The following is a 23,719-nucleotide window of genomic DNA, read 5'->3' on the forward strand; positions in this document are numbered from 1 at the left end:
GTTTTTTTATGCATCATCAAGCCTGCAACTGCATCACCTTAGAATTCGAAGCGCAACCCCACATTCACCCCCAGTGGTTGCTTGATAGTCTTGCCTACACTGCGCTCCAGATCCGCATGCAGCTTCAGGTTCTGCGACACCGACATCGCCACGCCCGCGCCCAGCTTCAAGCGTGAACCCGACAGGTCGTTATTGAACGAGTTGTCATTGACGAACACCTTGCTGCTCTGGTCGAACTCATGGGCCACTGCGGCCTTGAGGTACGGCTGCAACACGCTGCCACTTTCCAATTGGAAGTTGCGGCCAGCGGTCACGCCGACTTCACCGATCACCGTGCTCGAACGATCGCCCTTGGCCTGCAGGCCATTGTCCAGGGTGTAGCTCTGGGCCTGGGTGATCACTGCCGCGACTTGTCCGTAGGGTTCAACGAAATAGCCATCGTCCAGCTTGATGTGACGACCCACTTCCGCCGAGGCGCCCACGGCGTTTTGCGTGTAGTTGCCCTTGGCTTTCTTGCCGTCGCTCATCGCCACGTCGGAATCACTGTGCAAGCGGTTGAGCTTGAGCACGCCGTCGAAGTAGAAGCCGCTTTCGGCATCCAGCCAAGTGGCGTAGCCGCCGACGTAGTAGCTCTTGATCTCAGCCTTGCTGCCACGGTTGAGGTCCAGGTCCGAGGCACTGTGGCCGGCCATTGCACCGATCAACCATTGGCCATCACCGGCCTGCAACGGCGCATCGGCACCAAGGGTGAAACCGCGTTGGGACTGGTTGTAACCCAGGCCGGTCTTGTCGTTGGACACTTCGTACTTGTTGCCATAGGCACGGCTCCACAACCCGGAGGACTTGCCATCGTTGAAGCGCAACTCGCCCATACGGGTACGCAGGGTAGTCATTTCACCCAGCAACACACTCGGTGCCGCGTTGAACAAGGCCAATACCGAGTTGGTGCTTGGGCTGATCACCTTGTTGTTCGGATCCAGGTACCAATCGTGATCACGGTTATCGCTGACCAGGCCGTAGGAATAGGTACCCACGTCTACGCGGTCGCCTACCAGGCTGAAGCTCGCCCCGCCATCGGCGGTGTGAACCACATGCAAACGGTCATCGGACAACGGATCGGCACCGGTGCTGGCGATCAGCAACTGGTGGGCGCCGGATGACGTACCGGTCACGTTGAGGAAGTCGCCTGTCAACGTGGAGAAGTCCGCCTTCATGATAAAGGTGCCGCCGGTGCCATTGAGGTGGGTCACGTCCAGTTGGTGGAACGCGCCCGAGTCGCCGAACTTGACGTTACCGCCGTTCATCGACAATTCCTTGAGTTCACCCTGGCCATCTACCAACACCCAGGTGGCATCGCTGTTGACCGACAACTTGTCGACGTTTTCCAGGCGGCCGGTCAGGACTGCGCCGTTGCTCAGGCCCACATTGGCGGTGCCACCGTCGTTGATGATGTCGCCCTTCATGGAGGCGAAATCCAGGTTCAGGTCCAGGGCACTGCCGGCGCCTACCTGAATGTTGCCGGCCAGGTTGCTGTTGTTGACCAATACGTCAGCGGAGCCGCCGTTGATCACCTCCAACATGTTGCCGTTGCCACCCTCCAGCGTGGTGCCATTGACGAGCGTGATTGGCGTAGTACCAACCCCCGGTGAGTCCACCACGATGGCGGCACCGGTTTCCCCAACTACCCGGGTGCCCTCGAGGTGAACGCTGGCGGGTGCAATCCCATCAGCAGTGCGAAACACATAGAGACCATTGGTGCCGCCGGTGATACTGCCGCCTTGGGCGGTCAGGTTGCCGTCGATTGCCAGTATGCCAAACTCGCCGCCAATGACATCCGTGTTCGTCATCTGCAGCGTACTTTCCCGCCCCAGGTTGACGCCATAGGTGGCGCCTTCGATCCGGCTGTTGGACACCCGGGCGTGACTGCCTACACCATCTTGCTCGCCCACGATCATCCCAATGCCGCTGGCGCTGGAAATTCGAGCATCGCGAATGGTTGCCTGGCTGCCGTACAACCGGACGCCGTGTTCGGAGCCCGCCACAACCTCGCCGCCATTCATTTCAAAGGTCGAATTCTGCGACAGGATGCTGAGAATCGAACCACCGTTGGAGATCAGCTTTGCACCGTCTTTCAGGGTGTAGCGATCAAAATCGCTGCCTGCATCAATGACAAGCTGCTGACCTGCGCCCAGGTCCACGGCGGACACGTGAGTTGCCGCCAGCGAAAAAGGAGCGATCGCCAGGATTTTGATCGCGGCAGACAAGCGCGAACGTTTGAAAAACACGTTGGTATTCATTGGGTAGAACCTCTAGTCGGGTGACTGAACAAGCCAATCGATTACAGGACTCATCGACTCGGGCTTTCAGAGGCGCAGAGATTACGTACCCGCAGAGGAACTTCATGTAGGCCGAATCTACGACCTTGTAGGACTTTCCTTAATGATGGATGGGCGCAGCGTTGACGCGAACCGTCAGGGCAAAACCAATAACCCTTGAGGCATTGACCTCAAGGGTTATCGGGAACGACTCAGTGCATTGGGAACAGCGCTTCAGCCACAAGTACCGCCGCCCAGGCGCTTGCGGGTGACGTACAAAATGGAAGGTTCGGACTGTCCCGGCGTACCGCCCGCGCCGAGCACTTTGTAGTAAGCCTCGACACGCCCCTCGGTGACAGGTGAGATATAGGTGGCGAAGGGCACCATAAACTCTTCGCCAGGGTGCCCGGCAAAGTGATCGATGGTGACGGTCACGGGAGCGAACTCATGGCTGAGCACTACAACGGTCGAGTAGAAGTCATCAGGCCCATAGATCACCCACACGAGGCTCACTTTGTCACCGGCCTTCAACTTGCCGGGGCTGATGATTCTGGTTTTGATGCCTGACGCAACGCCATGATCGCAATTCATGAAGCGGGAGTCGTCGCCAATACCGGAATCTATCGAATCCGGGTATTCAAGCGCGGCCAAATCTTCAATTACGAATGCCTTCACATCGATCGGGGTTGGCAAGGAGTCGATGACGTTATTGTTGGTTCCGTTATTGAGGCTGTAATAGGCATCGTGCACACCGTTACCGGCCAGGGCAATGCCTGCTGCGGGAACCGTAATACTGAACTGTGTAGCCGTCTCGTCCGCCACGGTGACGGTGTAAGGCGGTGTCAGCATGGGCAGGCCCTTCAAGTAAATCTGAATTAGCTGACCCGCCGTTGCGCCGTTATACACAGCAAAAGTAACCGTGGCATTACCCGTATCACCCGGGCCGATTTCGTTGGTCAGGCCGCCGGCCGAGGTGAGTGTCAGCAGGCCGAGGTTTGGGTTGACCGGCCCAGGACCGCCCGGATCAGGTTCCAGGCCCGGTGCAGAAATATCCACGGGTACGTTGATTGTGGCGGAATTCGGGGAGGCGCTTCCGTTTCGAACAACGTTGTAAAAAACCGGGGCAACATAGGGGGCAGTCTGGCCTCCAAACGCCAAATCGAGCCATGGTATTGGAACGTCTTTAGGGAATATGAAGTTGTTGACCGTGTGATAGAGCAGTCGCCCGTTAAAGCTGACCACGATTTGATCGCCAATTTCAGCATTATCGAAGCCCGTGATTCGAACATAAGCGCGATTCAACTGAGCATCTTCCCGATCCAACGGCGATTCAGGCACGACAGGCGGCTGCAGGTTTGAAGGGCTGGGCTCGACGGAAAGCGTTATCTCCGCCAGGTATGGGGGAAAGGTGGATTCGTTACCCGCTCGGTCTTTATAGATGTACGCCATTTGATAGATACCTGAGGGCTTGCTCAAAATATCCGCAAGGGGCACGGTAACGTCTACCGGTGAATTATTGACGGGCAAATTGCTGAGAGTGACAACCGGGGTCGAATCTGTGAAATCCCAGAAAAGCAACAGTTCATCACCCGCCTGAGGATCAAGCCGACCGCTGCAGGTCACGATGAAGGTGTTGCCCGGCACTGCGAGCAACTCCACTGTTACTTTGCCATCGACCACCCAGGACGGAAGCGCTGCCTTCGCAGGCCGAATCCTGGCGTGTGTGTCGTAACGGTCGATTGTAACGTTCACCGGCTCTCTCGAACTGTTGGTCGCCGGATTTAAAAACACTTCATAGGTCAGGCTTTTGACACCGTGATCTCCCACTTGGGCTTGAGTGAGGGTATAAGGACGAGGCCATGTTAGGCCGGGAGCCCCCAGGTTAGTACCGAGGTCTTCACGGGGCATGATGAGCACATTATTGAGCCTGATTTCCAGTTGGTGACGCGCTCCCGGGGCGCCTCCCCCTATGCTCCATCTGGGGACCGCGAACTTCAATCCGTCCAGGTAAAGCGTCTCGATACTCATCAGGTTGGGCTGACCATCGGTTATGTCAGGCAGCGTATTCAACCCTTCGACTGGGTCAAGCGTACCTGCCCGTGGCGCCTTGCGGGTAGACCGAGGCTCTGTCAAAACCGAGCGAACAGCCGTCTTGGCTTTTTTCTTGGCTTTCTTGCCAGCTTTGGGCTCTTTGGGGCTGTTGGTGTTCTTTAAACTTGCCATCTTGGTTGACTCCGGAAGTTTAGATAACTCGTCCGTCTCGCTCACGGACATAAGGCCATCTGTATTAGGCACTTCCAACCTCATTCGCACACCTGTCAACATTGACAGGTGTGCGGTGTAACCAATCAAGCGTCGTCGTCGTCGTCGTTGTGTTGCCGTGCACATAGGCACATCGCCAAAAACAATAAGAACGTGCGCGATTACTTTGATTAGCGCTAATGCTGCATTGGCCGGCCCTGATTTAAAACAACAAAGGGGCCTAAGCCCCTCTGTCGTTCAACCTGTTTTCTATTGGGATTTTTATTTGCCAGGCTTCGACTGCTTACTTGCGGGCGGCGCGAGACAGGTCGATCCATTAGGCCGGATAAGATCAATCCGCGAGAATCTGAATGCTGACTTGCCCGTTGGGCCCGACGCTTTGTACAGACGGTAGTAGGTCAACCCTGAACCATTGCTTGGAATCAGCCCAGGCACCGTGATCAACGGATCGAAAGGTTCGATGTAGACCTCTACCACGCCGGCAGTTCTATGGGCCTCCGTCAGCTCCACTTCAAACCCGACCTGAGACCCCGGGATAGGTGGCCCGCCACCATTGGTAGTGCTGTGACTGCTCCAGAACAACCTGACGGTATCCCCGACTTCAAAATGAGTCGTGCTCCATGGAATCCCCATGATGACCGCCTCATAAGGCTGAGGGACGGTATCGCAAGTGATCCATTTGCTCGGGTGATCGTTCAGTAGGTTGGGGGCAAGCAGCCCCGTTAACGTGTCCAACTCAACCCGCACCTGGGTGGCAGGGCTACGTTGATAATTGACGCCGTTATAGGTCCAGTAATAAACCTCTACCAGCCCACCCCCCGCGACGATCAAGGCCCACGGCACGAACAACTGCACGGTCTGCCCGGCGACATCCCCGGGATCAACCACTTTGATATCGGCAAATGCGGCGTCATTGCCCCAGAAAAGGCGCAGGTTTTCCCCCACCTCCGGATTGAAAAACAAAGGCACTTCGACCAAAACAGGGCCGGGGGAGTCTGCCGGGGTAACAACGTTATCCTCAGTGACCCCTTTGACCGTTACAGGCGCCAACGCGGGGTTGATCGGATCGGGACTGACCGGGGGATCACCTGCCACCGTAGCATCGACTTCAATGAAGGTGTCCGGTGAGTTTTTGGTGAGCGCCCCCCGCGCAAACGCGTACCAGACCCTTACCGGGTAGCGAGCGTCAAACCCGCCGACCAGGAATATCGGCCACATAACCTCCACGGGAATGGGCCAGATCTGTGTCGCGCCGACCGTAATCGTCGCCAGAACATAGGTGTTCCAACGCAGCGTAATGATATCTCCAGCAAGCGCCCCTGCTACTTCGCGGATAGAGACGCTCACCCCTTGGCGGATATCATCCAGGTCAATCAGCCCATCGGTTTCTGCCCGAGGCACCAAAGGCCGGAGCAAGTCTGGCAAGGAAATCAGGTTGATATCGAGTTTGACCGGAGCGGAAAAAGGCCCGATGTTGCCGACACGGTCCATCAACCGATAGGACGCCCACCTTTCACCCCCCCCACTGTTGCGAACAAACGCCTCGGGAATCAGGTACAGCAGTGGGTCACCGTCTTCAATGTGGCGCCGTTCAACGCTCAAACTGCCGACATAATTGATATTGGGGAGCAGCCCAAAGAAATACATGACCACGTCTTCAGTGCGCATGCTCAGGTAACGTGGAACTTCACTGGGAATACCTGCGTCAGCGGTGAGTTCGGCATCACTCACACCGTCAAGCGTATCGGCGCTGAATATCAATTCGGCGCCTGGGTTGTCCAGGTTGGGGGGGATATCGTCGACATCAATCAGCGTTCGGTCCGACTCCCCCGTCGGCAACAACACTCCACTGATCCGGTAAAACATCTGGCTGATACCGGGCGTATCCAGCAGCCATGCCGGCAGCTCTTTGGTGTACGGGAAAAGGACCGCGGGATCATAGGGACCAAAGATCTGCTCAGTCCACACATGGTCGCCCTTCCAGAAGTACTGAACGTCGGTGCGCACGTTAGTCGCCGCATTATTGGGCGTCCACACATCTGGAATAGTGATTTTGAAAGGCTGGCCCCGGACTGACAGGGGGATTTTGCGAGCGGCTTCATCCCATAACAGTGGAAGGCCGTCTTCCGGTAATGGGCCCACCACCGCGAGCGTTGAAGCGGCAGCCCCCCCTGCAGGGGGCTTCGGTTTTCTTTTGTTGGGACGGACCTTGTTACCGACGTTTTTTTTCTGTTGGCGTACCTTTGAGTCAGTCATCTCATTCTCCCCGCGCAACCCATGATGTGGCGACCATGGACTACTGCGCTGGCACGAACCCGCCGCCTACGGTCAGGAGAACAGTTAAAGCGTAAATTGCCTGAGTGGATACTGTCAGAACTAACAGGGCTATATGGCGTAAACCTTGCTTGCGCTGTACCCAGGCGTGCTTAAAGCGGCGGCAGACGCCACTCGATCGGCGTCTCGCCATTCTGCTCAAGAAACTTGTTGGTACGGCTGAAATGCCCGCACCCCAAAAACCCGCGATACGCCGACAATGGCGACGGATGCACCGAGGTCAGCACCAGGTGCTTGGTGGCATCGATCAGCTTCTGCTTGCCCTGGGCATGGGCGCCCCACAGCAAAAACACCAAGTGCGGCTGATGCTCGCTGACCACTTCGATAATCCGATCAGTAAAGAACTGCCAGCCCTTGCCGGCATGGGCATTGGCGTTGGCACGCTCTACGGTCATGGTGGTGTTGAGCAGCAGCACGCCCTGATCGGCCCAGCGTTGCAGGCAGCCGTGGTTAGGGATGTCGATGTTCAGGTCGCGCTTGAGTTCTTTATAGATATTGAGCAGCGACGGCGGCGTCGGAATGCCCGGTTGCACCGAAAAGCACAGACCATGGGCCTGGCCGGGGCCGTGGTACGGGTCTTGACCCAGGATCACCACCTTGACCTTGTCCAGCGGCGTGGAGTTGAGGGCGTTGAAGATCAGCGGGCCGGGCGGGTAGATCTCTTTGCCGGCGGCATGTTCCTCGCGCAGGAACTCGCGCAATTGGGCCATGTACGGCTGTTCGAACTCATCCCGCAAGGCGTGTTTCCAGCTGGGCTCAAGTTTGATACGGTCGTCTTCGGTCATGATTGTATTGTCTTGTAAAAAAGAATGAGGCGAACCCTAGGAAAGCCGACCCCGCTTGTCAATTGATCTCACACGCCACCGGCACTTTCCTACGCAGCGATCATACTGATCCTTCACCTTCTCGATTGAGGTCACGATGAACCTGCACTTCGAAGAACTGACCGGCAGCGACGGTGCCCGCATTGGCATCGCCAGCCTCGACGCAGAAAAATCCCTGAACGCCCTCTCCTTGCCGATGATCCTGGCCCTGTCCGAACGCCTGGACGCCTGGGCCAAAGACCCGAACATCGTCTGCGTGCTGCTGCGTGGCAACGGACCCAAGGCATTCTGCGCCGGCGGTGAAGTGCGCAGCCTGGCCATCGCGTGCCTTGAACAGCCTGGCACGGTGCCCGACCTGGCCGCGCAATTTTTTGCGGCGGAATACCGTCTCGACTACCGCCTGCACACCTTCCCCAAACCCGTTATCTGCTGGGGCCACGGTTATGTGCTGGGCGGTGGCATGGGCCTGCTGCAAAGTGCTGCGGTGCGTATCGTCACGCCGAGTAGCCGGCTCGCCATGCCTGAAATCAGCATCGGCCTGTACCCGGACGTCGGTGCCAGTTGGTTCCTGTCACGCTTGCCGGGCAAGCTCGGGATGTTCCTGGGCCTCACCGGCGCGCACATCAACGGCCGCGATGCCTTGGACCTGGGGCTGGCCGACCGCTTCCTGCGCGACGATCAACAAGACGACCTGCTGGATGGCCTGCTGCAATTGAACTGGCAGGAACAGACCGAGATACAACTCAACAGCCTGCTCAAGGCGCTGGCACAGGAAGCGCTTGCCCAGCAACCCGAGGCCCAATGGCTGCCACGGCGCACGCAGATTGATGCCTGGCTGGACGTCGGCGATGTGCGCAGCGCCTGGCGCGCCTTGAGCCAGTTGCGCGAGCATACCGACCCGCTGCTCAGCCGCGCTGGCAAGACCTTGAGCGAAGGCTGCCCGCTGACCGCTCACCTGGTGTGGGAACAGATCCAGCGCGCCCGGCATATGTCCCTGGCCCAGGTGTTCCAAATGGAATACACCCTGAGCCTCAATTGCTGCCGTCATCCTGAGTTTGCCGAAGGGGTGCGCGCGCGCTTGATCGACAAGGACCAGAAGCCCCACTGGCACTGGCCCGATATCAATGCGATCCCGGACGCGGTGGTGCAGGCGCATTTTCACAAGGCGTGGGAAGGCCGCCATCCACTGGCGGACTTGTCTGATTACGGATGAGTCGCGCCCATAAAAAAGCGGCGCTTCATGCGCCGCTTGCAGTACAAACCTGTCACCGGTGACCGCCGCGGCCACCTCCATGGTCGGCGCCGCGTCCATGCCCACCATTCCTCCAACGATCACCACCCCAGCCTTGGTTTGGATACGGCCGGTAACCCGCACGCGGTCCGTAATAACGCGGGGCCGGTTGGTAATAACGTGGCGCCGAGTAGTAGCGCGGTTGTGGCGCGTAATAGCGCGGCGCGGGGTAGTAGTCGCGACGGTAAGGGTACGCCGTGCCGCCGCCGTAGTAGTACACCGGCGCCGGTGAGGTGTAGACCTGCGAACGGTAATAGCTCTGCCCGCCTTCGTAATAGGGCACGCAAGCGGAAAGGGTCAGACCGAGTAAAGCGCTGAGCAGCAGTCGTCGATACATGGCGGCCTCCTGGACCGCGGAAGAGCGCCTCCAGCGACGCTGGAGGGCGGCATTCAACTTTCACTGAATGACGAAATATCAGACATCAAAAACTGAATCTGGTGCGTTTTCGTAACAGCTTGATACATCTACGCAAACTTTATCGATTCAGTAAATTTATCTGGCTCGCAACTTTCTCAATTGCGATGATGTCACTATGACATCGTACCGAGCCACAGAGGCTCTAGCGTGCGACCCTCGCTTCTACTGCCGGATTTGAACCATGAAAATCTCCACCAAGCTGCTGCTTTCATTCTTACTGTGTGCGTTGGTCACCCTCGGGGTCGGCCTGCTGGGGATCAAAGGGGTGGTTCGCCTCGCTACGGCATTGGAGCTGACGTTCTCCAACAACCTGGTCTCCGTGAGCAACACGGCAGCCACCCTCAACGGTCTGGTCGCCCACAACCGCGGGCTGTACCGGTTGATGGATGCCAGCAACGGTGACGTGGCCCAACAAGACCGCGATCGCGTGCGTCAGGACATCGTCCAGGAACTCAAGCGCAGCCAGGGTGCCTACGCCACCTACCGCGCAACGCCGCTGGAAGATGACGAGCGGTCAGCGGGAGACAAGCTCGACCAGATCTGGCCCACCTACATCAGCAGCTCCGAACGCATCATGGCGCTGCTCGACGGCAACCAGGTCGAGCAGGCCCGCACTCAGCTCAACACCACCAACAATGAACTGTTCCGTCAGGCGCGCGAGTTGATCCGCGTGATGATCGAGTCCAATAACCGCCAGATCAAGGAAGGTGCCGTTGCCGCCGATGAGCTGCGTGCCAGCGCCTTGACCTGGATGATCAGCGGCATTGTTTTGGCGTTCATCATTGCGATCACCGTGGGTGTATTGATCACCCGCCTGATCACCCGCCCTATCGCGCAGGCGGTAGAAAGCGCCCAACGCATTGCCCAAGGGGACCTGACCCAGGCAATCCTCACTGAACGCACCGACGAAGCCGGCCAACTGCTGATGGCGCTGTCAGACATGCAGGGCGGCTTGAAAAGCACGCTGGTCGAAATCGCCAACGCCTCCGACCAACTCGCTTCGGCCGCCGAAGAGCTGAGCGCGGTCACCGATGAAAGCAGCCGTGGCCTGACCCGCCAGAATGATGAAATTCAACAAGCCGCCACCGCCGTCAACCAGATGACCGCCGCCGTGGACGAAGTGGCGAGCAACGCCGTCTCGACCTCGGAAGCCTCACGCCAGGCGACTACCGAAGCCGAAGACGGCCGCCAGCAAGTGGAACAGGCCGTGTCGGGCATGAGCTCGATGGTGGGAGAGATCAACGACTCCACCCAGTCGGTTGCAGATCTTGCCGGCCAGGTACGGGAAATCGGCAAGGTGATCGACGTGATCCGTGGCATCGCCGACCAGACCAACCTGCTGGCCCTCAACGCGGCCATTGAAGCAGCCCGCGCGGGCGAGCAAGGCCGTGGTTTTGCAGTGGTCGCCGATGAAGTGCGTGCGCTGGCGCATCGCACCCAGACATCCACCGTCGATATTGAAAAGATGATTGGTGAGGTGCAGACCGGCGCCGATGATGCGGTCGCGGCGATGAACAAGAGCCTGACCTGGGCCAACAACACCCAGACCCTGGCGCAGAACGCTGGCGAAGCGCTGCAACGGATCACCGCCAGCGTGGCGAAGATCAACGAGCGCAACCTGGTCATCGCCTCCGCCTCGGAAGAGCAGGCCCAGGTGGCCCGTGAAGTCGACCGCAACCTGCTGAACATCCAGGACCTGTCCACCCAGACGGCCGCCGGTGCTCACCAGACCAATGCGTCCAGCCAGGACCTGTCGCGTCTGGCCACTTCGTTCAACGTACTCGTCAGCAAGTTCCAGCTCTAAGTAGCCTGCGCCGGGTCGGCCCTGTATCGTGCAAGGCACACCGGGATTCTCCGGAACCTTGCCCGAACCTGCCCATGACCACGCCAACCCTTTGCCCAGCCTGCGGTGCCCGCAACGATTGCACGCTGGCAGACCCTCGCACGGTCGACCACGCCTGCTGGTGCTACAGCGTCACCATCGACCCCGCGGTGCTTGAGGCCCTGCCCTTGGAACTGCGCAACAAAGCGTGTCTATGCCCACGCTGCGCCCAGGTGGATGAGCAGTTGCGCGGGGCTGAGCCGACGTAATGCGGGTTGATCGTTTCCTCAGCAACCTGCCACGGTTCAATCGCCAGCAAGTACGCCTGTTGCTGGTTGAGCGGCGCGTGTCGGTGGATGGCGTTGCCGTCAGTGACCCTCATCACGAGGTCCGGGCATTCAGTCGCGTGTGCGTCGACGATGAGGTGCTGCAGGCGGGCAAACCCGCGCGCTATTTCATGCTGCACAAGCCCCAGGGTTGCGTGAGTGCCACGTCGGACCCGCACCACCCAACGGTCCTGGACCTACTGGACGAATCGGACAAAGGTGAACTGCACATTGCCGGTCGCCTCGATTTCAACACCACGGGGCTGATGCTGATCACCAACGATGGCCAATGGTCGCGGCGACTGACGCAGCCGCAGACCAAATTGCCCAAGGTCTATCTTGTGGAAACCGAGCAGGCTATCGGCCCTGAGTATGCGATTGCCTTTGCCAAAGGCCTGTATTTCGCGTTCGAAGACCTCACCACCCAACCCGCCGAGCTGGAACTGCTGGGCCCGACCACCGCACGGCTGAGTATCGTCGAGGGTCGCTACCACCAGGTGAAGCGCATGTTCGGGCACTTCGACAACAAGGTCATCGGCTTGCATCGTGAGCGAATGGGACCTTTGGTATTGGATGCGAGCCTTGCGCCCGGCGAGTATCGGCCGCTGACGGAGGACGAAATCAGACAGGTCTGACGACCGTTCAGCCGGTGGGCACAAAAAACCGCTCGGTCGCCTTGCGAGGTGCCACCTCTGCTGCTTGAATCAAAATCACCAGCCAAATTATGACTGGCGAGTCGCCTATACCTCCAAGAAACACTTTGCCTGCCCGCAGCCCTTGAGTTGTGGGCGCCTCCGGCAAAATGCCCGCCATAACAATACCCGTCGGCCAGCCTGCACCGGATCGACATGGGCCTTCCACTTCCAGGCGTATGCCTACCTGTCATAAAGCTCGTGCAGAGTTGTCTGCGCGTCCTACCCGCTTGCCAGGAGTCTTACGACATGAGGCCAGAAATCGCTGTGTTGGATATACAGGGTCAGTATCGGGTTTACACGGAGTTCTACCGCGCGCAATCGGCCGCAAAGACCATCATCATGGTCAATGGCTCCATGGCCACCACGGCCTCCTTCGCCCAGACCGTGAAAAGCCTGCACCCGCAGTTCAATGTGGTTTTGTACGACCAGCCCTATGCCGGCCGTTCAAAAATCCACAACCGCCACGAGCACATGCTGACGAAGGAAGCAGAAGGCCAGATTCTTCTCGAGCTCATTGACCACTTCGCTGCCGAACATGTGCTGTCCTTCTCCTGGGGCGGCGCCGCCACCCTGATTGCCCTGGCCCAGCGCCCGCGCCGGGTCGAGAAGGCGGTGATCAGTTCGTTCTCGCCGGTGATCAACGCGCCCATGCGTGACTACCTGGAACGCGGCGTCGATTACCTCGGCAACCTCGACCGTGATCGTGTCGGCCACCTGGTCAACACCACCATCGGCAAACACCTGCCGTCACTGTTCAAGCGCTTCAACTACAAGCACGTGAGCAGCCTGGCGGAGCACGAGTACGGGCAGATGCATTTTCATATCAGCCACGTGCTCAACAGCGATCGGCTGTGCTACCTCAAGGCAGCCAGGCAGATCGATATTCCTGTGTTGTTCGTGAACGGTGAGTGGGATGAATACACCAGCGCCCAGGATGCCAAGCTGTTTGGCCAGCATGTGGCCAATAGCAGCTTCAATACCGTGCAGGCTACCGGGCACTTTCTCGACATGGAGCACAAGGCAGCGTGCCGGGACACCCGGGAGGCCGTGGTGGGGTTCCTGAAACCGGAGCGGCAGGTCAGCCGATTGCGTTATCACCAAGGCCAGACACAGCATGCATTTGCGATTTGATAGGCGATCCCCTGCCTGTGTGGGAGCTGGCTTGTGTGGAAGCTGGCTTGCCTGCGATAGCATCACCTCAGTATGACTGACACACCGAGGTGCCCGATTCGCAGGTAACCCACACATTTTTCAAGAAAAACTTCAAATCCTGACGAACATCTGGTACAAAGTCAGCCGCTCTGAGCGGGTATAGTTTAATGGTAGAACAGTAGCTTCCCAAGCTTCCGACGAGGGTTCGATTCCCTCTACCCGCTCCACTTCTGCTTTTTCCTCGTTTTCCGCATCCCCCCGCACGCTTCCATATAAGCGACCAGCCCAGCTAATACGGGGCTTTCAGCGATTACGCGCGTTGCCTCGCAGTACGCCCATTGGTTTAATCCCTCACCTCGGTGCACGAGCCCCCAATGGGGCGCGGATCAGCCGTCGAGGAACAGTGCAATCGGCTCAAACAGCGTTCAGCCGCTCAACCATATCCGGGAAGCGCTCAACCAGCTTGATCAACAGCGCCGCTTGAGCGTTGGGTTTGGACTTCGACTGCTCCCAGTTTTTCAGCGTGTCAGGACTGGTCCTGATCTGCCGGGCGAATACGGGCTGTGACATGCGCAGTTTTTCACGGATGGAAATGATCTCAGCAGCCGTCACCTCTGGAGGCGCAAGGGCCTGCACTTCGTACTGGCGAAGCGTAATCTTCCCTTGCCGGTGTTCAGCCATCTCGCCAACACCCTGCATCAGTTTTGCAAACAGATCGCGCTTTTTCATTTTCCACCTCGTTTTTTCAGCTCTGTATCAATCGCAGCTTTCAGTGCCTTCTCCTGATCAGCGGTCAGGTTCGCCATTTCATCCTTGTCGCCGATACTCATCGTCAGTCAGGTAGTCACCGACCGTGGCAGTAAAGCTCGTGGTGTCGAAGAAGACCGTTTTCATCGATAAACGTATAGGCAACTTGCTTACACTTAAACTAATTCATCCACGGGCAGTCGTGATCCCAGGCACATGACGTCATGACAGACGGCGCGGGGTCAGCCGACCCGACAATTCTTGTAGAGCGACTTGTATAGCCAACAGAAAAAAAGCCCTGAAACCCGCGCACCACGTGGCCCACTCGAGCCCCTCTACCCGCTCCACCCAGATTCTGGTCAGCTTGTGCTTTGACGGGGAAACGCATGAAACCGGCCCTTGATGGTCGGTTTTTTTATGGCCGCGATTTGACGCTTCAGTCAACACATCGGGAACACCTGTACAAATCAATATTTTTGTACAAGTCTTACGCCAATACGCTGACGCACAATCACGGGGTCGAGCCATGATACGTCTACTGGTTTCATTGATAGTGGTGTTGAGTTTGAGCAGTTGCGCCAACGTAGGCGTCGAACGCTACGTTGACCAGCAGCCGCAGCTGGACCTGGAGCGTTTCTTCAGCAAGCCCGTCAAGGCCTGGGGGATTTTCCAGAAGCGCTCCGGTGAGGTGACCAAGCGCTTTGAAGTGGATATCGCCAGCCGGCGCGAGGGTAATGCCTTGATACTCGACGAACGCTTCCTGTACAGCGACGGCACGCGCCAACAGCGCGTGTGGACATTGACACCGGATGGCCCGGGGCGTTGGAAGGGCCGTGCGGGGGATGTGATCGGCGAGGCGATCGGCGAAGTGGCGGGCAATGCACTGCGTTGGCGCTACCGACTCAACCTGCCGGTGGACGGTTCGGTCTACGAGGTGAGCTTTGATGACTGGATGTACCTGATGGACGAGGACACGTTGATCAACCGCTCCAGCATGACCAAGTTTGGCGTGGAATGGGGCCAAGTCACGCTGTTCTTTCGTCGCCAATGAATGATCCGCATGAGGGTAACGCATGGACCTGCAAACGCTGACTGAGTTGGCGGCAAACGGTGAAATTCGTGAGCTGGAGTTACTGTCTCTGGAGGGTGGCTTCTATATCGCACGTGTCAGGCTGGATAACGCTCAGATGACACTGCTGGGCGATGACACCAAGCCGCTGCGAATCGGCTCCACCACGCATTTGCGCGACCTCTTGCAACGGGTTCCGCCCTTTCCTTGTGTGCTGGTGCAGCACTGCGTGCACGATGAAATGTGCGGTGTGCGAGAAGGACCGGTCGGTCCATTGCGCATTCCGTTCACGCTGGCCTCGTCCCTCTAGGATTTCGGATTTTTCGGCTCCCCGCTTTCTTGGTATGAGCGGCCGTCATTGCGCAAGTTCTACCTACGCAGTAACTCGATCGCAAAACCCCGCAATACCTCTCCCTGGCGCCATTCCCAGGCGCTCATACACTCCAATGACCGCCTGCCAAAAGACCGGTCATCGACCACTGGTAGGTAGAGTGTTGATAATTTAATTTCAGTGGTTATAGCCACCACCATCACACACCACAAGGAGGTGTTGTGGATAGCCGATAGTTGATAGGTCACCTTGTTGCGGACGGTGGGTATCTGGTGCGTATCCAGGGCTGGTGACGATCCCTCACCCCAAGAAAGACCTGTTGGACAAGACCGCCAAGAGCATTTTGAAACAGGCTCTACTGAGTCAAGCGTCCCTGGAGGGCAATAGACATGCTTTACCCCATTGCAATTTCAACCGGCGACAGCGACCACGCCTGGGGCGTGGAAGTGCCGGACATTGCGGGTTGCTTCTCCGCCGGTGACGACCTGGACGACGCCATGGCCATGGCCCGTGAGGCCATCGAAGGTCACTTCGAGATCCTCGCCGAAGACGGTGCGCCCATTCCCTGCGCGCAAAAAGTCACCGTGCATGCCGCCAACCCACAGTACGCCGGTTGTACCTGAGCCCTGGTGGACATCGATGTCACCAAATACCTGGGCAAGGCGCAAAAGCTCAACATTACGCTCCCAGGCTTCCTGCTGAACCGCATCGACGAGTACGTGCTGCATCACCCGGAAGAAAAAAGCCGTTCGGGTTTCCTGGCGTCGGCCGCGCTGAAGGTGCTGCTGCAGGACCGTTAGGGGCCCTTCAGCGAAGTCTGACAGCGGTGAGGGGCCATCATCCAAAAGATGGCAGCTTATTCACTCCGAGACGAAAATCATGACATTGCATGAGCAAAAACAACAAAGTCCGAAACGGGTATTAAGCCAGGTCATCGGCTGGGTCGTCATTTTGCCGCTGCTGGTGTCCTTCGTGCGCCTCCCTCTGCCGTTTCCATGGACAATGTTGCCAGCCCTGGCAGCACTCGCCGCTTCCGTATACGGCGTGCGCTTTGCCAGACGCCATGCCAGTCAGCGTGTAACGGTAATGGCGTTGATCGCTACCGTGCTGAACACAGTGTCTTTTCTCGGGCTGAGCACCGCGTCATTTCTCAAGGCGCTGTACTACATCTCGCGACTGTACGGGTAAGCGCCACTGTCCAACTGGCTCTATGGGAACGTCTGAGACGGCGCATGATTTGACCGCAAGAAACGTAGTTCTCCGACGGCTCAGTCGCATTAGACTTCCACCAAACCCACGCTCAGGAGCCTGCCCATGCCCTACGAATACATGCTCATGCCCTCCCCTGTCGGCCAGCTCACCCTGGTAGCGCGGGAGGGGAAACTCAGCGCGATCCTGTGGGAAACCGAACGAGCCAACCGTGTGCGCCTGGGCGAATTGCATGAGGCGCCAGAGAGCCAGGTGTTGCGGGAGACCGAACGTCAACTGAAGGAATATTTCGCCGGCACCCGTCATCACTTCGAACTGGCATTGGATTTCACCGGCACCGCGTTCCAGAAGCAAGTCTGGCAGGCGCTGCTGACCATTCCTTTCGGAGAAACCCGCAGCTACAGCCAGATAGCCCGGCAAATCGGCAACCCCAAAGCGGTGCGCGCGGTAGGCGCGGCGAATGGGCGTAATCCGATCTCGATCATCGCGCCGTGTCATCGGGTAATAGGTGCCTCGGGCGGGCTGACCGGGTTTGCAGGAGGGCTGGAGGCAAAGCAATACCTCCTGGCACTGGAAGGCATGGGCCAGGTGGAACTGGCCTTTTAGGCAAAGTGAGCACATTGGTTGAATCGTGAAATTGTAAAAAGAAATTTCAACGACTCACTGCGGTCCATTGTTTCATCACCCACTTCCAAGGAACACGGTCATGAAATTCTCCGCAGTCTCCCAATCCCTGTCCCGCTGGGCCGGCAGCCCTCGCACCTTCTACGCGGCAGTGGCATTGATCCTGGCGTGGAGCCTGAGCGGGCCGTATTTTCACTACAACGACACCTGGCAACTGATCATCAATACCTCGACCACCATCATCACCTTCCTGATGGTGTTCCTGATCCAGAACACGCAAAACCGCGACAACGACATCCTGCATATCAAGATCGATGAACTGCTGCGTGTCACCACCGACGCACAAAATGCCGTGCTCAGCCTGGACGGACTGGACCGCAAGGCATTGGAAAAACTGCGAGAGGAATACCGCAGCATCGGCAATACCGGCACTGTGACCTTGAACAGCAGTTGCGGCCCTGCCGCTGATGATGCCGAACCGTGCAAGACCAATTTGAACCAGGCATAAAAAACGGCGGTTGGAGAGGATCCAACCGCCGCGCTTACATCCCGATGACGTGATCAACCGTCGCCTTGATGCCCTTTACCGTAGGTCGATGCCAGGGCACGGGCCTTCTGCAGACGCTCTTCCAACTTGGGCAACGTCTCATCCACCAGTGCTTTTATTTCTGGCACCGATGACGCGGCACCTTCCTGCTTGAACAGGGCGATGGCGTCTTCGTTCTCTTTCACCTGCTGCGCCGTGTAGGCCGCATCGAACGAGTCGCCGTCCTTGAGCTCTGGCATCAGGGTTTCTGCCTTGTCGACGATTTTTTCCCGCGGTGCCACTGGCAGGTCGAGCTTCTTGGCAATCGCGGCCAGATGCTGATTGGCCAGGGTGCGCTCGTTGATCACCTCAATGGTGTAGTCCTTGATTTCCTGGGACGAGGTCTTGGCGTGGGCCATGCGACTGGTTTCGATATCGGCCATACCCTTGGCCGAAGCCTGCTCGATGAATTCAGCAGGCGACTGGGCGAAAGCATTGCTGGCGCCGAGGCCCAGCAGCATCGCAAAACTGGCGGTGCGTAACCGGATAGCCATGCGGCTCATGGTGGGTTCCTCCAGAACAAAAATAAGTGCGGGGACATACACCCCGCCTTGAATTCGAATTTTCAGGGCGGCAAAGGTTTAGAAAAAACTTGCCAGTACGACGAACGGTCACTTTTACGTGCCCGTGGAGGGGGGCTCAACCCACACGGCCTGCACCCTCCCGGCCAACCATTGCAACCCCGAATCCCCTCCCCGTCGCGCGTGCCAGGCCAGTTCAAAGGCGAACGAGGGGATATGAAACGGCGGCGGTACAGCCACCAGATGCGGATGATCAATATTCAGCAAGCCCCGGGACGACACCGTCAGGATCAAGTCCGTGCCCTGGATCAACTGGGGCGCCACACCCCAATGCGGCAAGCTGACAGCCACGTGCCGGCGCTCACGGATCGCGGTCAGCGCGCGCTCGATCTCCGGGGTGCCGCTGCCGCGCATTTCAAGCAGCACATGCGGGCGCGACAGGTAGGTGGCCAGGTCCAGCGAGCCATCAGGCGGGAGGCTGCTGCGATCGACCAGGCAGGTGTAATGCTCTTCGAACAACGACGTGGTCCGCAGTTCGGCAGGCGTGTCGGGGAAGACCCCGGCGGCCAGGTCGAGATCGCCATTGAGGATACCGTCGACCATGCCTTCGCGACTGGCCTGGATGATTTGCAGGTCGATACCGGGCGCTTCGTGGCGCAGCATGCGCACCAGGCCTGGTAGGAAAATGGCTGCGCTGTAGTCCGACATTGCCACTCGAAACCGACGTTTAGCCGATGCCGGATCGAAGCGATTCGGCGCCAGCAGCGCCCGCACATGGGCCAGCGCTTCGGCCAAGGGGCTCGCCAGTTCCAGCGCACGGGCCGTCGGCACCAGGCCGCCGCCCTGGCGCACCAGCAACGGGTCACCCAGCACATCCCGCAGGCGCGCCAAGGCGTGGCTCACCGCCGGCTGGCTCAGGTGCAATCGCGCAGCGGCACGGGTGACGTGCTGCTCAGTGAGCAGAGCCTCCAGGATCACCAGCAGGTTGAGGTCGATACGGCGCAGATCATTCATCAGCTGCATGTCCGGCATAAGAACTTGGAATTTAAATTTGCGCGGCGAATGCCCTAGAGTCCAGCAAAACCCTTCAGGAGATTCGAAATGACGACGTTGCAGTGGATGGGGTTGTTGGCGCTGGCCATGATTGCGGGTGCCGTGGTGCCGTTCCAGAGCGCGATCAACGCCAACCTCGGACGCGGGCTCGGCCACCCATTATGGGCCACCCTGGCGTCACTGTTGGTGAGCATCATCGTGCTGCTGCCGGTGATTGCGGCGCTGCGGTTACCCTTGCCCAGTTGGACGTTTATCAGCACGGCGCCCCTGTGGATGTGGGCCGGCGGTGCGTTTGGCGTGTGCTTTATTTCCCTGGCACTGATGCTGTTGCCCACGCTGGGCGCATCGGGGTTCATTGCGTTGGCACTGGCTGGGCAGATCCTGGCCTCGATGCTGCTGGATCACTTCGGCCTGTTCGGCCTCGTGGAACGCCAACTGACAACGCCCCGGGTGCTGGGGGCGCTGTTGTTGGTGGCAGGCGTCGCATTGATTCAATTCAGCGCGGCGCCAGCCAAAGCCCTCGCGGCCGCGTGAATATTCGTCAGCGCTTGTCGGACGTTCGTAGTTTTTGCGGCAAGCCCCACAGGAGCAACGCGGCGGCGATCAGGGCGCACACGCCAATCACATACAGCGCTGGCGTCGTGCTGCCGCTGAGGTCCTTGATCCGCCCCACCATGACCGGGCTGACAATGCCGCCCAGTTGCCCGAGGGTGTTGATCAAGGCGATCCCTCCCGCCGCCCCGGCACCCGCACCCGCGAGCAATTTGGGCGGCAAGGTCCAGAAGGTCGGGATGGCCGCGATGATGCCGGCGCCCAACAGACCCAGTGCAATGATCAGGAACGTGGTGTGGTCATCGAAGATCCCGGCGCAAAAGAAACCCACCGCGCCCAGCGCCACCAGGCCGCTGACGAACTTGCGCCGCTCACCGGTGGCATCCGACCAGCGTCCTACCAGCACCATGGTGATTGCCCCACAGATATAGGGGATGGCAGTCAGCAGGCCGATCACCACCGAGCTCTCGATCCCGGTGCTACGGATCAATTGCGGTGCCCAGAAATTGAGGCCATAGGACGCCACCTGAATCAGGAAATAAATCAGCCCCAGCATCAGGAACCCTGGAATGCGCAGGGCTTGCAGGAGCGAACCTTTCTTGTGCACCTCGTGCACTGCGATGCGGCTGGAGAGCAGGGTTTTTTCCTCGCGGGTCAGCCACGGCGCGTCTTCGATACGGTCCTTGAACCGGGTCAGTACCAGCCACGCCAAAACCACACACGGCATGCCGCCGAGCAGGAACAACCAGTGCCAGCCGCGCATCTGCAGCACGCCGTCCATGTGCTCCAGCACCAGCCCGGAAAACGGTGCGCCCACCAGCCCGGCGAAGGCCGAAGCCAAGAACAGCATCGAGGTGATACGGCCACGGAAGTCCTGGGGAAACCACAGCGTCAGGTAATACAGCACGCCCGGCGCAAACCCGGCTTCCATGGCGCCGATTAGAAAGCGCAGCGCGTAGAACTGCCACTCGGCCGTGACGAACACCATCGCCGCCGTCGCCAGCCCCCACGACACCATGATCCGCGCAATCCAGCGGCGGGCGCCGACCTTGTAGAGCATCATGTTGCTCGGCACTTCAAAGATGACGTAGCCGACCACAAACAGACCCGCGCCCAAGCCATAGGCGGTGTTGCTCAACCCCAGGTCGGCCTGTAGCTGGAATTTGGCAAAGCTGATGTTGATACGGTCAAAAAACGCGAACAGGTAGCAGACCATGATCAACGGCATCAGCCGCCAGGCGACTTTGTTGACCACGGCCTTGATTGGATCGACTTCACTGACCGGGCGCGCGCCGGCCTCTAACGGATTAGTGCTCATAGGTTTTCTCCAGCGGGCTGCTCACAGGCGCCCGATTGTTGTTGTTGTCTGGTGCGGTGTTACAACGCGGCGATGTAGGCCGGCGGTGGATGCAGGTCGCAATTGCGCCCGGCCTTGGCCACTTGGCCGGGCAACTCATGGCCCAGCAAGGCCGGCAGGCGGCGGGACATTTGCAACAGGTGCGGCAGGTCGATGCCGGTGGGAATCCCGACTTCGTCACACAGGTTCACCAAATCTTCGGTGCAGATATTGCCCGACGCCCCCGGCGCAAACGGGCACCCCCCCAGGCCACCCAGCGCAGCATCAAAACGCCGGGCACCGGCCTCGTAGGCGGCCAGCACATTGCACAAACCCAGGCCGCGGGTGTTGTGAAAGTGCAGGGTCAGGTCAGCCGGGGATACACGCGCCAGCACGCGCTTGACCAGGCGCGCGACCTGACGCGGATTGGCCATGCCCGTGGTGTCGGCCAGACTGATGCCCTGGATGCCCAGTGCCTGGTACGCCTCGACAATCTGCAGCACACGGTCTTCATCAATCGTGCCTTCGAACGGGCAACCGAAGGTGGTGGCGATGCTGCCATTGAGGCGCACCGGATGGTCACCGGCAACGCTGACGATGTCGCCAAACGCGGCCAGGGACGCCTCGCACCGCATACGCATATTCGCCAGGTTGTGGGTCTGGCTGGCGGACATCACCAGGTTCAATTCATCGGCGCGAGACTCGATGGCACGCTGCGCGCCCTTGAGGTTGGGGATCAGCGCGACATAGATCACCCCTGGCTTGCGCGCAATGCCCTGAAACACCTGCTCGCCATCGCGCAACGCTGGAATGGCCTTGGGCGAGACGAACGAGCCGGCTTCGATCCGCGAAAAACCGGCGAGGGACAGTTGGTCGATCAAGGCGATCTTGTCGGCGGTCTCGACCCAGGTCGGTTCGATCTGCAGGCCATCGCGCGGGGACACTTCCTGCACGATCAATGCCGCGGAATAATCAGTGATCATTGCACCACTCCCGAGGTTTTCAGGCGTTGGATATCGGCGCTGCTGAGGCCCAGCCCGCCGAGGACTTCGTCGGTGTGCTGACCCAGCGACGGGCCCTGCCAGTTCACGCCGCCGGGGGTGTCCGAGAGTTTGGGCACGATGCCCGGCATCTTCACCGAGACGCCGCCAGGCAGTTCGGCATTGAGCAACATGTCGCGCGCCTGGTAGTGCGGGTCGCTGACAATATCGGCCACTGAGTAGATGCGCCCCGCCGGTACCTCGGCCGCTTCAAGGGCCGTGAGCACCTGGTCGATGGGCAAGCTGCTGGTCCAGTGGGTGATGGCGGCATCGAGCAAGCCGCTCTGGGCCGCACGGCCATCGTTGTGAGCAAATTCGGGCGCATCGGCCAGGTCGGCACGGCCGATGGCATGCATCAGGCGCTTGTAGATCGGGTCACTGTTGCCGGCGATCACCACATACGCGCCGTCGGCGGTCAGGTAGGTGTTGGACGGCGCAATGCCCGGTAACGCGCCGCCACTGCGTTCGCGAACATGGCCGAGCATGTCGTATTCCGGCACCAGGCTTTCCATCAGGTTGAACACGCTTTCGGCGAGGGAAACATCAACGATCTGCCCGTCGCCCTGGCCAGTCTTGACCCGCAATAGCGACATCAGCGCGCCGATCACCCCATGCAGCGACGCCAGCGAATCACCGAGGCTTACGCCTACCCGCGCCGGTGGTGAATCCGGGTTGCCAGTGGTATAGCGAATGCCGCCCATGGCCTCGCCAATGGCACCAAAACCGGGGCGGTCACGGTAAGGGCCGGTCTGGCCGTAGCCGGAGATACGCACCAGTGTCAGCTTGGGGTTGAGGGCATGCAGCACGTCCCAGCCCAGCCCGAGTTTTTCCAGGCCGCCGGGCCGCAGGTTTTCGATCAGCACGTCGGCGTCGCCGAGCAGTTGCTTGATCAGGTCCAGGCCTTCAGCGGACTTGAGGTCCAGCGCCAGGGACTTTTTGTTGCGCGATTGCAGGTACCACCACAGCGAAGTGCCTTCGTGAAGCTTTCGCCATTTGCGAAGCGGGTCGCCCTGGCCCATGGCTTCGATCTTGATCACCTCGGCGCCGAACTCGGCCATCAGCCGGGCGGCGAACGGCGCGGCAATCAGGGTGCCGATCTCGATCACCTTGATACCGCTCAGGGGAGCCGTCATGGGGTGTACCTCTTATTCTTGGAATGTGGCGCCAAGACTAGAGGTCAGCGGCGGTGGAAATCCAACCGTCACTTGGCAA

Annotated in this window: 22 protein-coding genes, 1 tRNA gene and 2 pseudogenes; 14 read left to right on the top strand and 11 right to left on the bottom strand. The window is 59.2% G+C overall.

Annotation, left to right across the window (positions count from 1 at the left end; translation table 11 throughout):
* Positions 1 to 38: 38 nt before the first annotated feature.
* The 4 genes from CQ041_RS09645 to ung all read right to left on the bottom strand — a co-directional run bounded on the left by CQ041_RS09645 (position 39) and on the right by ung (position 7,696).
* Positions 39 to 2,297, bottom strand: coding sequence for an autotransporter outer membrane beta-barrel domain-containing protein (locus CQ041_RS09645; RefSeq protein WP_105522547.1), 2,259 nt, complete (start codon positions 2,295 to 2,297; stop codon positions 39 to 41).
* A gap of 252 nt (positions 2,298 to 2,549) precedes the next feature.
* A complete protein-coding gene (locus CQ041_RS09650; protein WP_146116057.1) occupies positions 2,550 to 4,583 on the bottom strand; it encodes a hypothetical protein in 2,034 nt (677 codons plus the stop codon).
* A 255-nt stretch (positions 4,584 to 4,838) separates the two neighbouring features.
* Positions 4,839 to 6,833 carry a hypothetical protein gene (locus tag CQ041_RS09655; RefSeq protein ID WP_105522549.1) on the bottom strand — a complete coding sequence of 665 codons (1,995 nt, stop codon included), beginning with the start codon at positions 6,831 to 6,833 and terminating at the stop codon, positions 4,839 to 4,841.
* Between the two features lie 170 nt (positions 6,834 to 7,003).
* A complete protein-coding gene (gene ung / locus CQ041_RS09660; RefSeq protein ID WP_105522550.1) occupies positions 7,004 to 7,696 on the bottom strand; it encodes a uracil-DNA glycosylase in 693 nt (230 codons plus the stop codon).
* Positions 7,697 to 7,832: 136 nt separating this feature from the next.
* Between ung and CQ041_RS09665 the strand changes: the two genes are divergently transcribed.
* Entirely contained in the window at positions 7,833 to 8,948 is a 1,116-nt protein-coding gene (locus tag CQ041_RS09665; RefSeq protein ID WP_105522551.1) for an enoyl-CoA hydratase/isomerase family protein, read from the top strand.
* Positions 8,949 to 9,000: 52 nt separating this feature from the next.
* On the opposite strand, the gene CQ041_RS09670 is transcribed toward CQ041_RS09665, so the two are convergent.
* Entirely contained in the window at positions 9,001 to 9,363 is a 363-nt protein-coding gene (locus CQ041_RS09670; protein ID WP_105522552.1) for a hypothetical protein, read from the bottom strand.
* A gap of 262 nt (positions 9,364 to 9,625) precedes the next feature.
* Here CQ041_RS09670 and CQ041_RS09675 point away from each other — a divergent pair, with 262 nt between their 5' ends.
* The 5 genes from CQ041_RS09675 to CQ041_RS09695 all read left to right on the top strand — a co-directional run bounded on the left by CQ041_RS09675 (position 9,626) and on the right by CQ041_RS09695 (position 13,666).
* A complete protein-coding gene (locus CQ041_RS09675) occupies positions 9,626 to 11,248 on the top strand; it encodes a methyl-accepting chemotaxis protein (RefSeq protein WP_105522553.1) in 1,623 nt (540 codons plus the stop codon).
* 74 nt (positions 11,249 to 11,322) lie between these two features.
* Positions 11,323 to 11,535, top strand: coding sequence for a cysteine-rich CWC family protein (locus CQ041_RS09680; protein ID WP_105522554.1), 213 nt, complete (start codon positions 11,323 to 11,325; stop codon positions 11,533 to 11,535).
* Positions 11,535 to 12,227 carry a 16S rRNA pseudouridine(516) synthase gene (locus CQ041_RS09685; RefSeq protein WP_105522555.1) on the top strand — a complete coding sequence of 231 codons (693 nt, stop codon included), beginning with the start codon at positions 11,535 to 11,537 and terminating at the stop codon, positions 12,225 to 12,227. The genes CQ041_RS09680 and CQ041_RS09685 overlap by 1 nt, the downstream gene beginning before the upstream one ends.
* A gap of 306 nt (positions 12,228 to 12,533) precedes the next feature.
* Positions 12,534 to 13,418, top strand: coding sequence for an alpha/beta fold hydrolase (locus CQ041_RS09690; RefSeq protein ID WP_105522556.1), 885 nt, complete (start codon positions 12,534 to 12,536; stop codon positions 13,416 to 13,418).
* A 174-nt stretch (positions 13,419 to 13,592) separates the two neighbouring features.
* Positions 13,593 to 13,666 (top strand) — tRNA-Gly (locus CQ041_RS09695).
* A 187-nt stretch (positions 13,667 to 13,853) separates the two neighbouring features.
* On the opposite strand, the gene CQ041_RS09700 is transcribed toward CQ041_RS09695, so the two are convergent.
* Positions 13,854 to 14,168, bottom strand: coding sequence for a DNA-binding transcriptional regulator (locus CQ041_RS09700; RefSeq protein WP_105522557.1), 315 nt, complete (start codon positions 14,166 to 14,168; stop codon positions 13,854 to 13,856).
* 544 nt (positions 14,169 to 14,712) lie between these two features.
* Here CQ041_RS09700 and CQ041_RS09705 point away from each other — a divergent pair.
* The 7 genes and pseudogenes from CQ041_RS09705 (at position 14,713) to CQ041_RS09735 (ending at position 17,927) form a co-directional block, all read left to right on the top strand.
* Complete coding sequence (locus CQ041_RS09705) at positions 14,713 to 15,237, top strand: DUF3833 domain-containing protein (protein WP_105522558.1); 525 nt, start codon at positions 14,713 to 14,715, stop codon at positions 15,235 to 15,237.
* 22 nt (positions 15,238 to 15,259) lie between these two features.
* A complete protein-coding gene (locus CQ041_RS09710) occupies positions 15,260 to 15,565 on the top strand; it encodes a DUF6482 family protein (protein WP_105522559.1) in 306 nt (101 codons plus the stop codon).
* Positions 15,566 to 15,822: 257 nt separating this feature from the next.
* Positions 15,823 to 15,947, top strand: a pseudogene (locus CQ041_RS26540) (addiction module toxin, HicA family); the annotation flags it as partial.
* 28 nt (positions 15,948 to 15,975) lie between these two features.
* Positions 15,976 to 16,386 (top strand): annotated as a pseudogene (locus CQ041_RS09720) (type II toxin-antitoxin system HicB family antitoxin).
* A 79-nt stretch (positions 16,387 to 16,465) separates the two neighbouring features.
* Positions 16,466 to 16,774, top strand: a complete 309-nt coding sequence (locus CQ041_RS09725) for a hypothetical protein (protein WP_177429377.1) — start codon at positions 16,466 to 16,468, stop codon at positions 16,772 to 16,774.
* 126 nt (positions 16,775 to 16,900) lie between these two features.
* Complete coding sequence (locus tag CQ041_RS09730) at positions 16,901 to 17,401, top strand: methylated-DNA--[protein]-cysteine S-methyltransferase (protein WP_105522560.1); 501 nt, start codon at positions 16,901 to 16,903, stop codon at positions 17,399 to 17,401.
* Positions 17,402 to 17,501: 100 nt separating this feature from the next.
* The gene (locus tag CQ041_RS09735; protein ID WP_105522561.1) at positions 17,502 to 17,927 is read left to right on the top strand and encodes a low affinity iron permease family protein; all 426 of its coding nucleotides are present in this window, start codon (positions 17,502 to 17,504) and stop codon (positions 17,925 to 17,927) included.
* Positions 17,928 to 17,980: 53 nt separating this feature from the next.
* Here the strand turns inward: CQ041_RS09735 and CQ041_RS09740 are convergent, their stop codons facing one another.
* Positions 17,981 to 18,508, bottom strand: a complete 528-nt coding sequence (locus CQ041_RS09740; RefSeq protein WP_105522562.1) for a DUF4142 domain-containing protein — start codon at positions 18,506 to 18,508, stop codon at positions 17,981 to 17,983.
* A gap of 114 nt (positions 18,509 to 18,622) precedes the next feature.
* The gene (locus tag CQ041_RS09745) at positions 18,623 to 19,558 is read right to left on the bottom strand and encodes a LysR family transcriptional regulator (RefSeq protein WP_105522563.1); all 936 of its coding nucleotides are present in this window, start codon (positions 19,556 to 19,558) and stop codon (positions 18,623 to 18,625) included.
* A 69-nt stretch (positions 19,559 to 19,627) separates the two neighbouring features.
* Here CQ041_RS09745 and CQ041_RS09750 point away from each other — a divergent pair, with 69 nt between their 5' ends.
* Positions 19,628 to 20,113 carry a DMT family transporter gene (locus CQ041_RS09750; RefSeq protein WP_105522564.1) on the top strand — a complete coding sequence of 162 codons (486 nt, stop codon included), beginning with the start codon at positions 19,628 to 19,630 and terminating at the stop codon, positions 20,111 to 20,113.
* A gap of 7 nt (positions 20,114 to 20,120) precedes the next feature.
* Here CQ041_RS09750 and CQ041_RS09755 read toward each other — a convergent pair whose 3' ends face one another.
* Genes CQ041_RS09755 through CQ041_RS09765 form a run of 3 tightly spaced genes read right to left on the bottom strand, consistent with a single transcriptional unit; the run spans position 20,121 to position 23,640 of the window.
* Positions 20,121 to 21,449 (bottom strand): MFS transporter, encoded by a 1,329-nt coding sequence (locus tag CQ041_RS09755; protein ID WP_105522565.1) that lies wholly within the window; start codon positions 21,447 to 21,449, stop codon positions 20,121 to 20,123.
* A 59-nt stretch (positions 21,450 to 21,508) separates the two neighbouring features.
* A complete protein-coding gene (locus CQ041_RS09760) occupies positions 21,509 to 22,450 on the bottom strand; it encodes a hydroxymethylglutaryl-CoA lyase (RefSeq protein WP_105522566.1) in 942 nt (313 codons plus the stop codon).
* Entirely contained in the window at positions 22,447 to 23,640 is a 1,194-nt protein-coding gene (locus CQ041_RS09765) for a CaiB/BaiF CoA-transferase family protein (RefSeq protein ID WP_105522567.1), read from the bottom strand. The genes CQ041_RS09760 and CQ041_RS09765 overlap by 4 nt, the downstream gene beginning before the upstream one ends.
* Positions 23,641 to 23,719 lie beyond the last annotated feature (79 nt).

The sequence above is a fragment of the Pseudomonas sp. MYb60 genome (genome assembly GCF_002979555.1).
In the GTDB taxonomy this organism is placed as follows: domain Bacteria; phylum Pseudomonadota; class Gammaproteobacteria; order Pseudomonadales; family Pseudomonadaceae; genus Aquipseudomonas.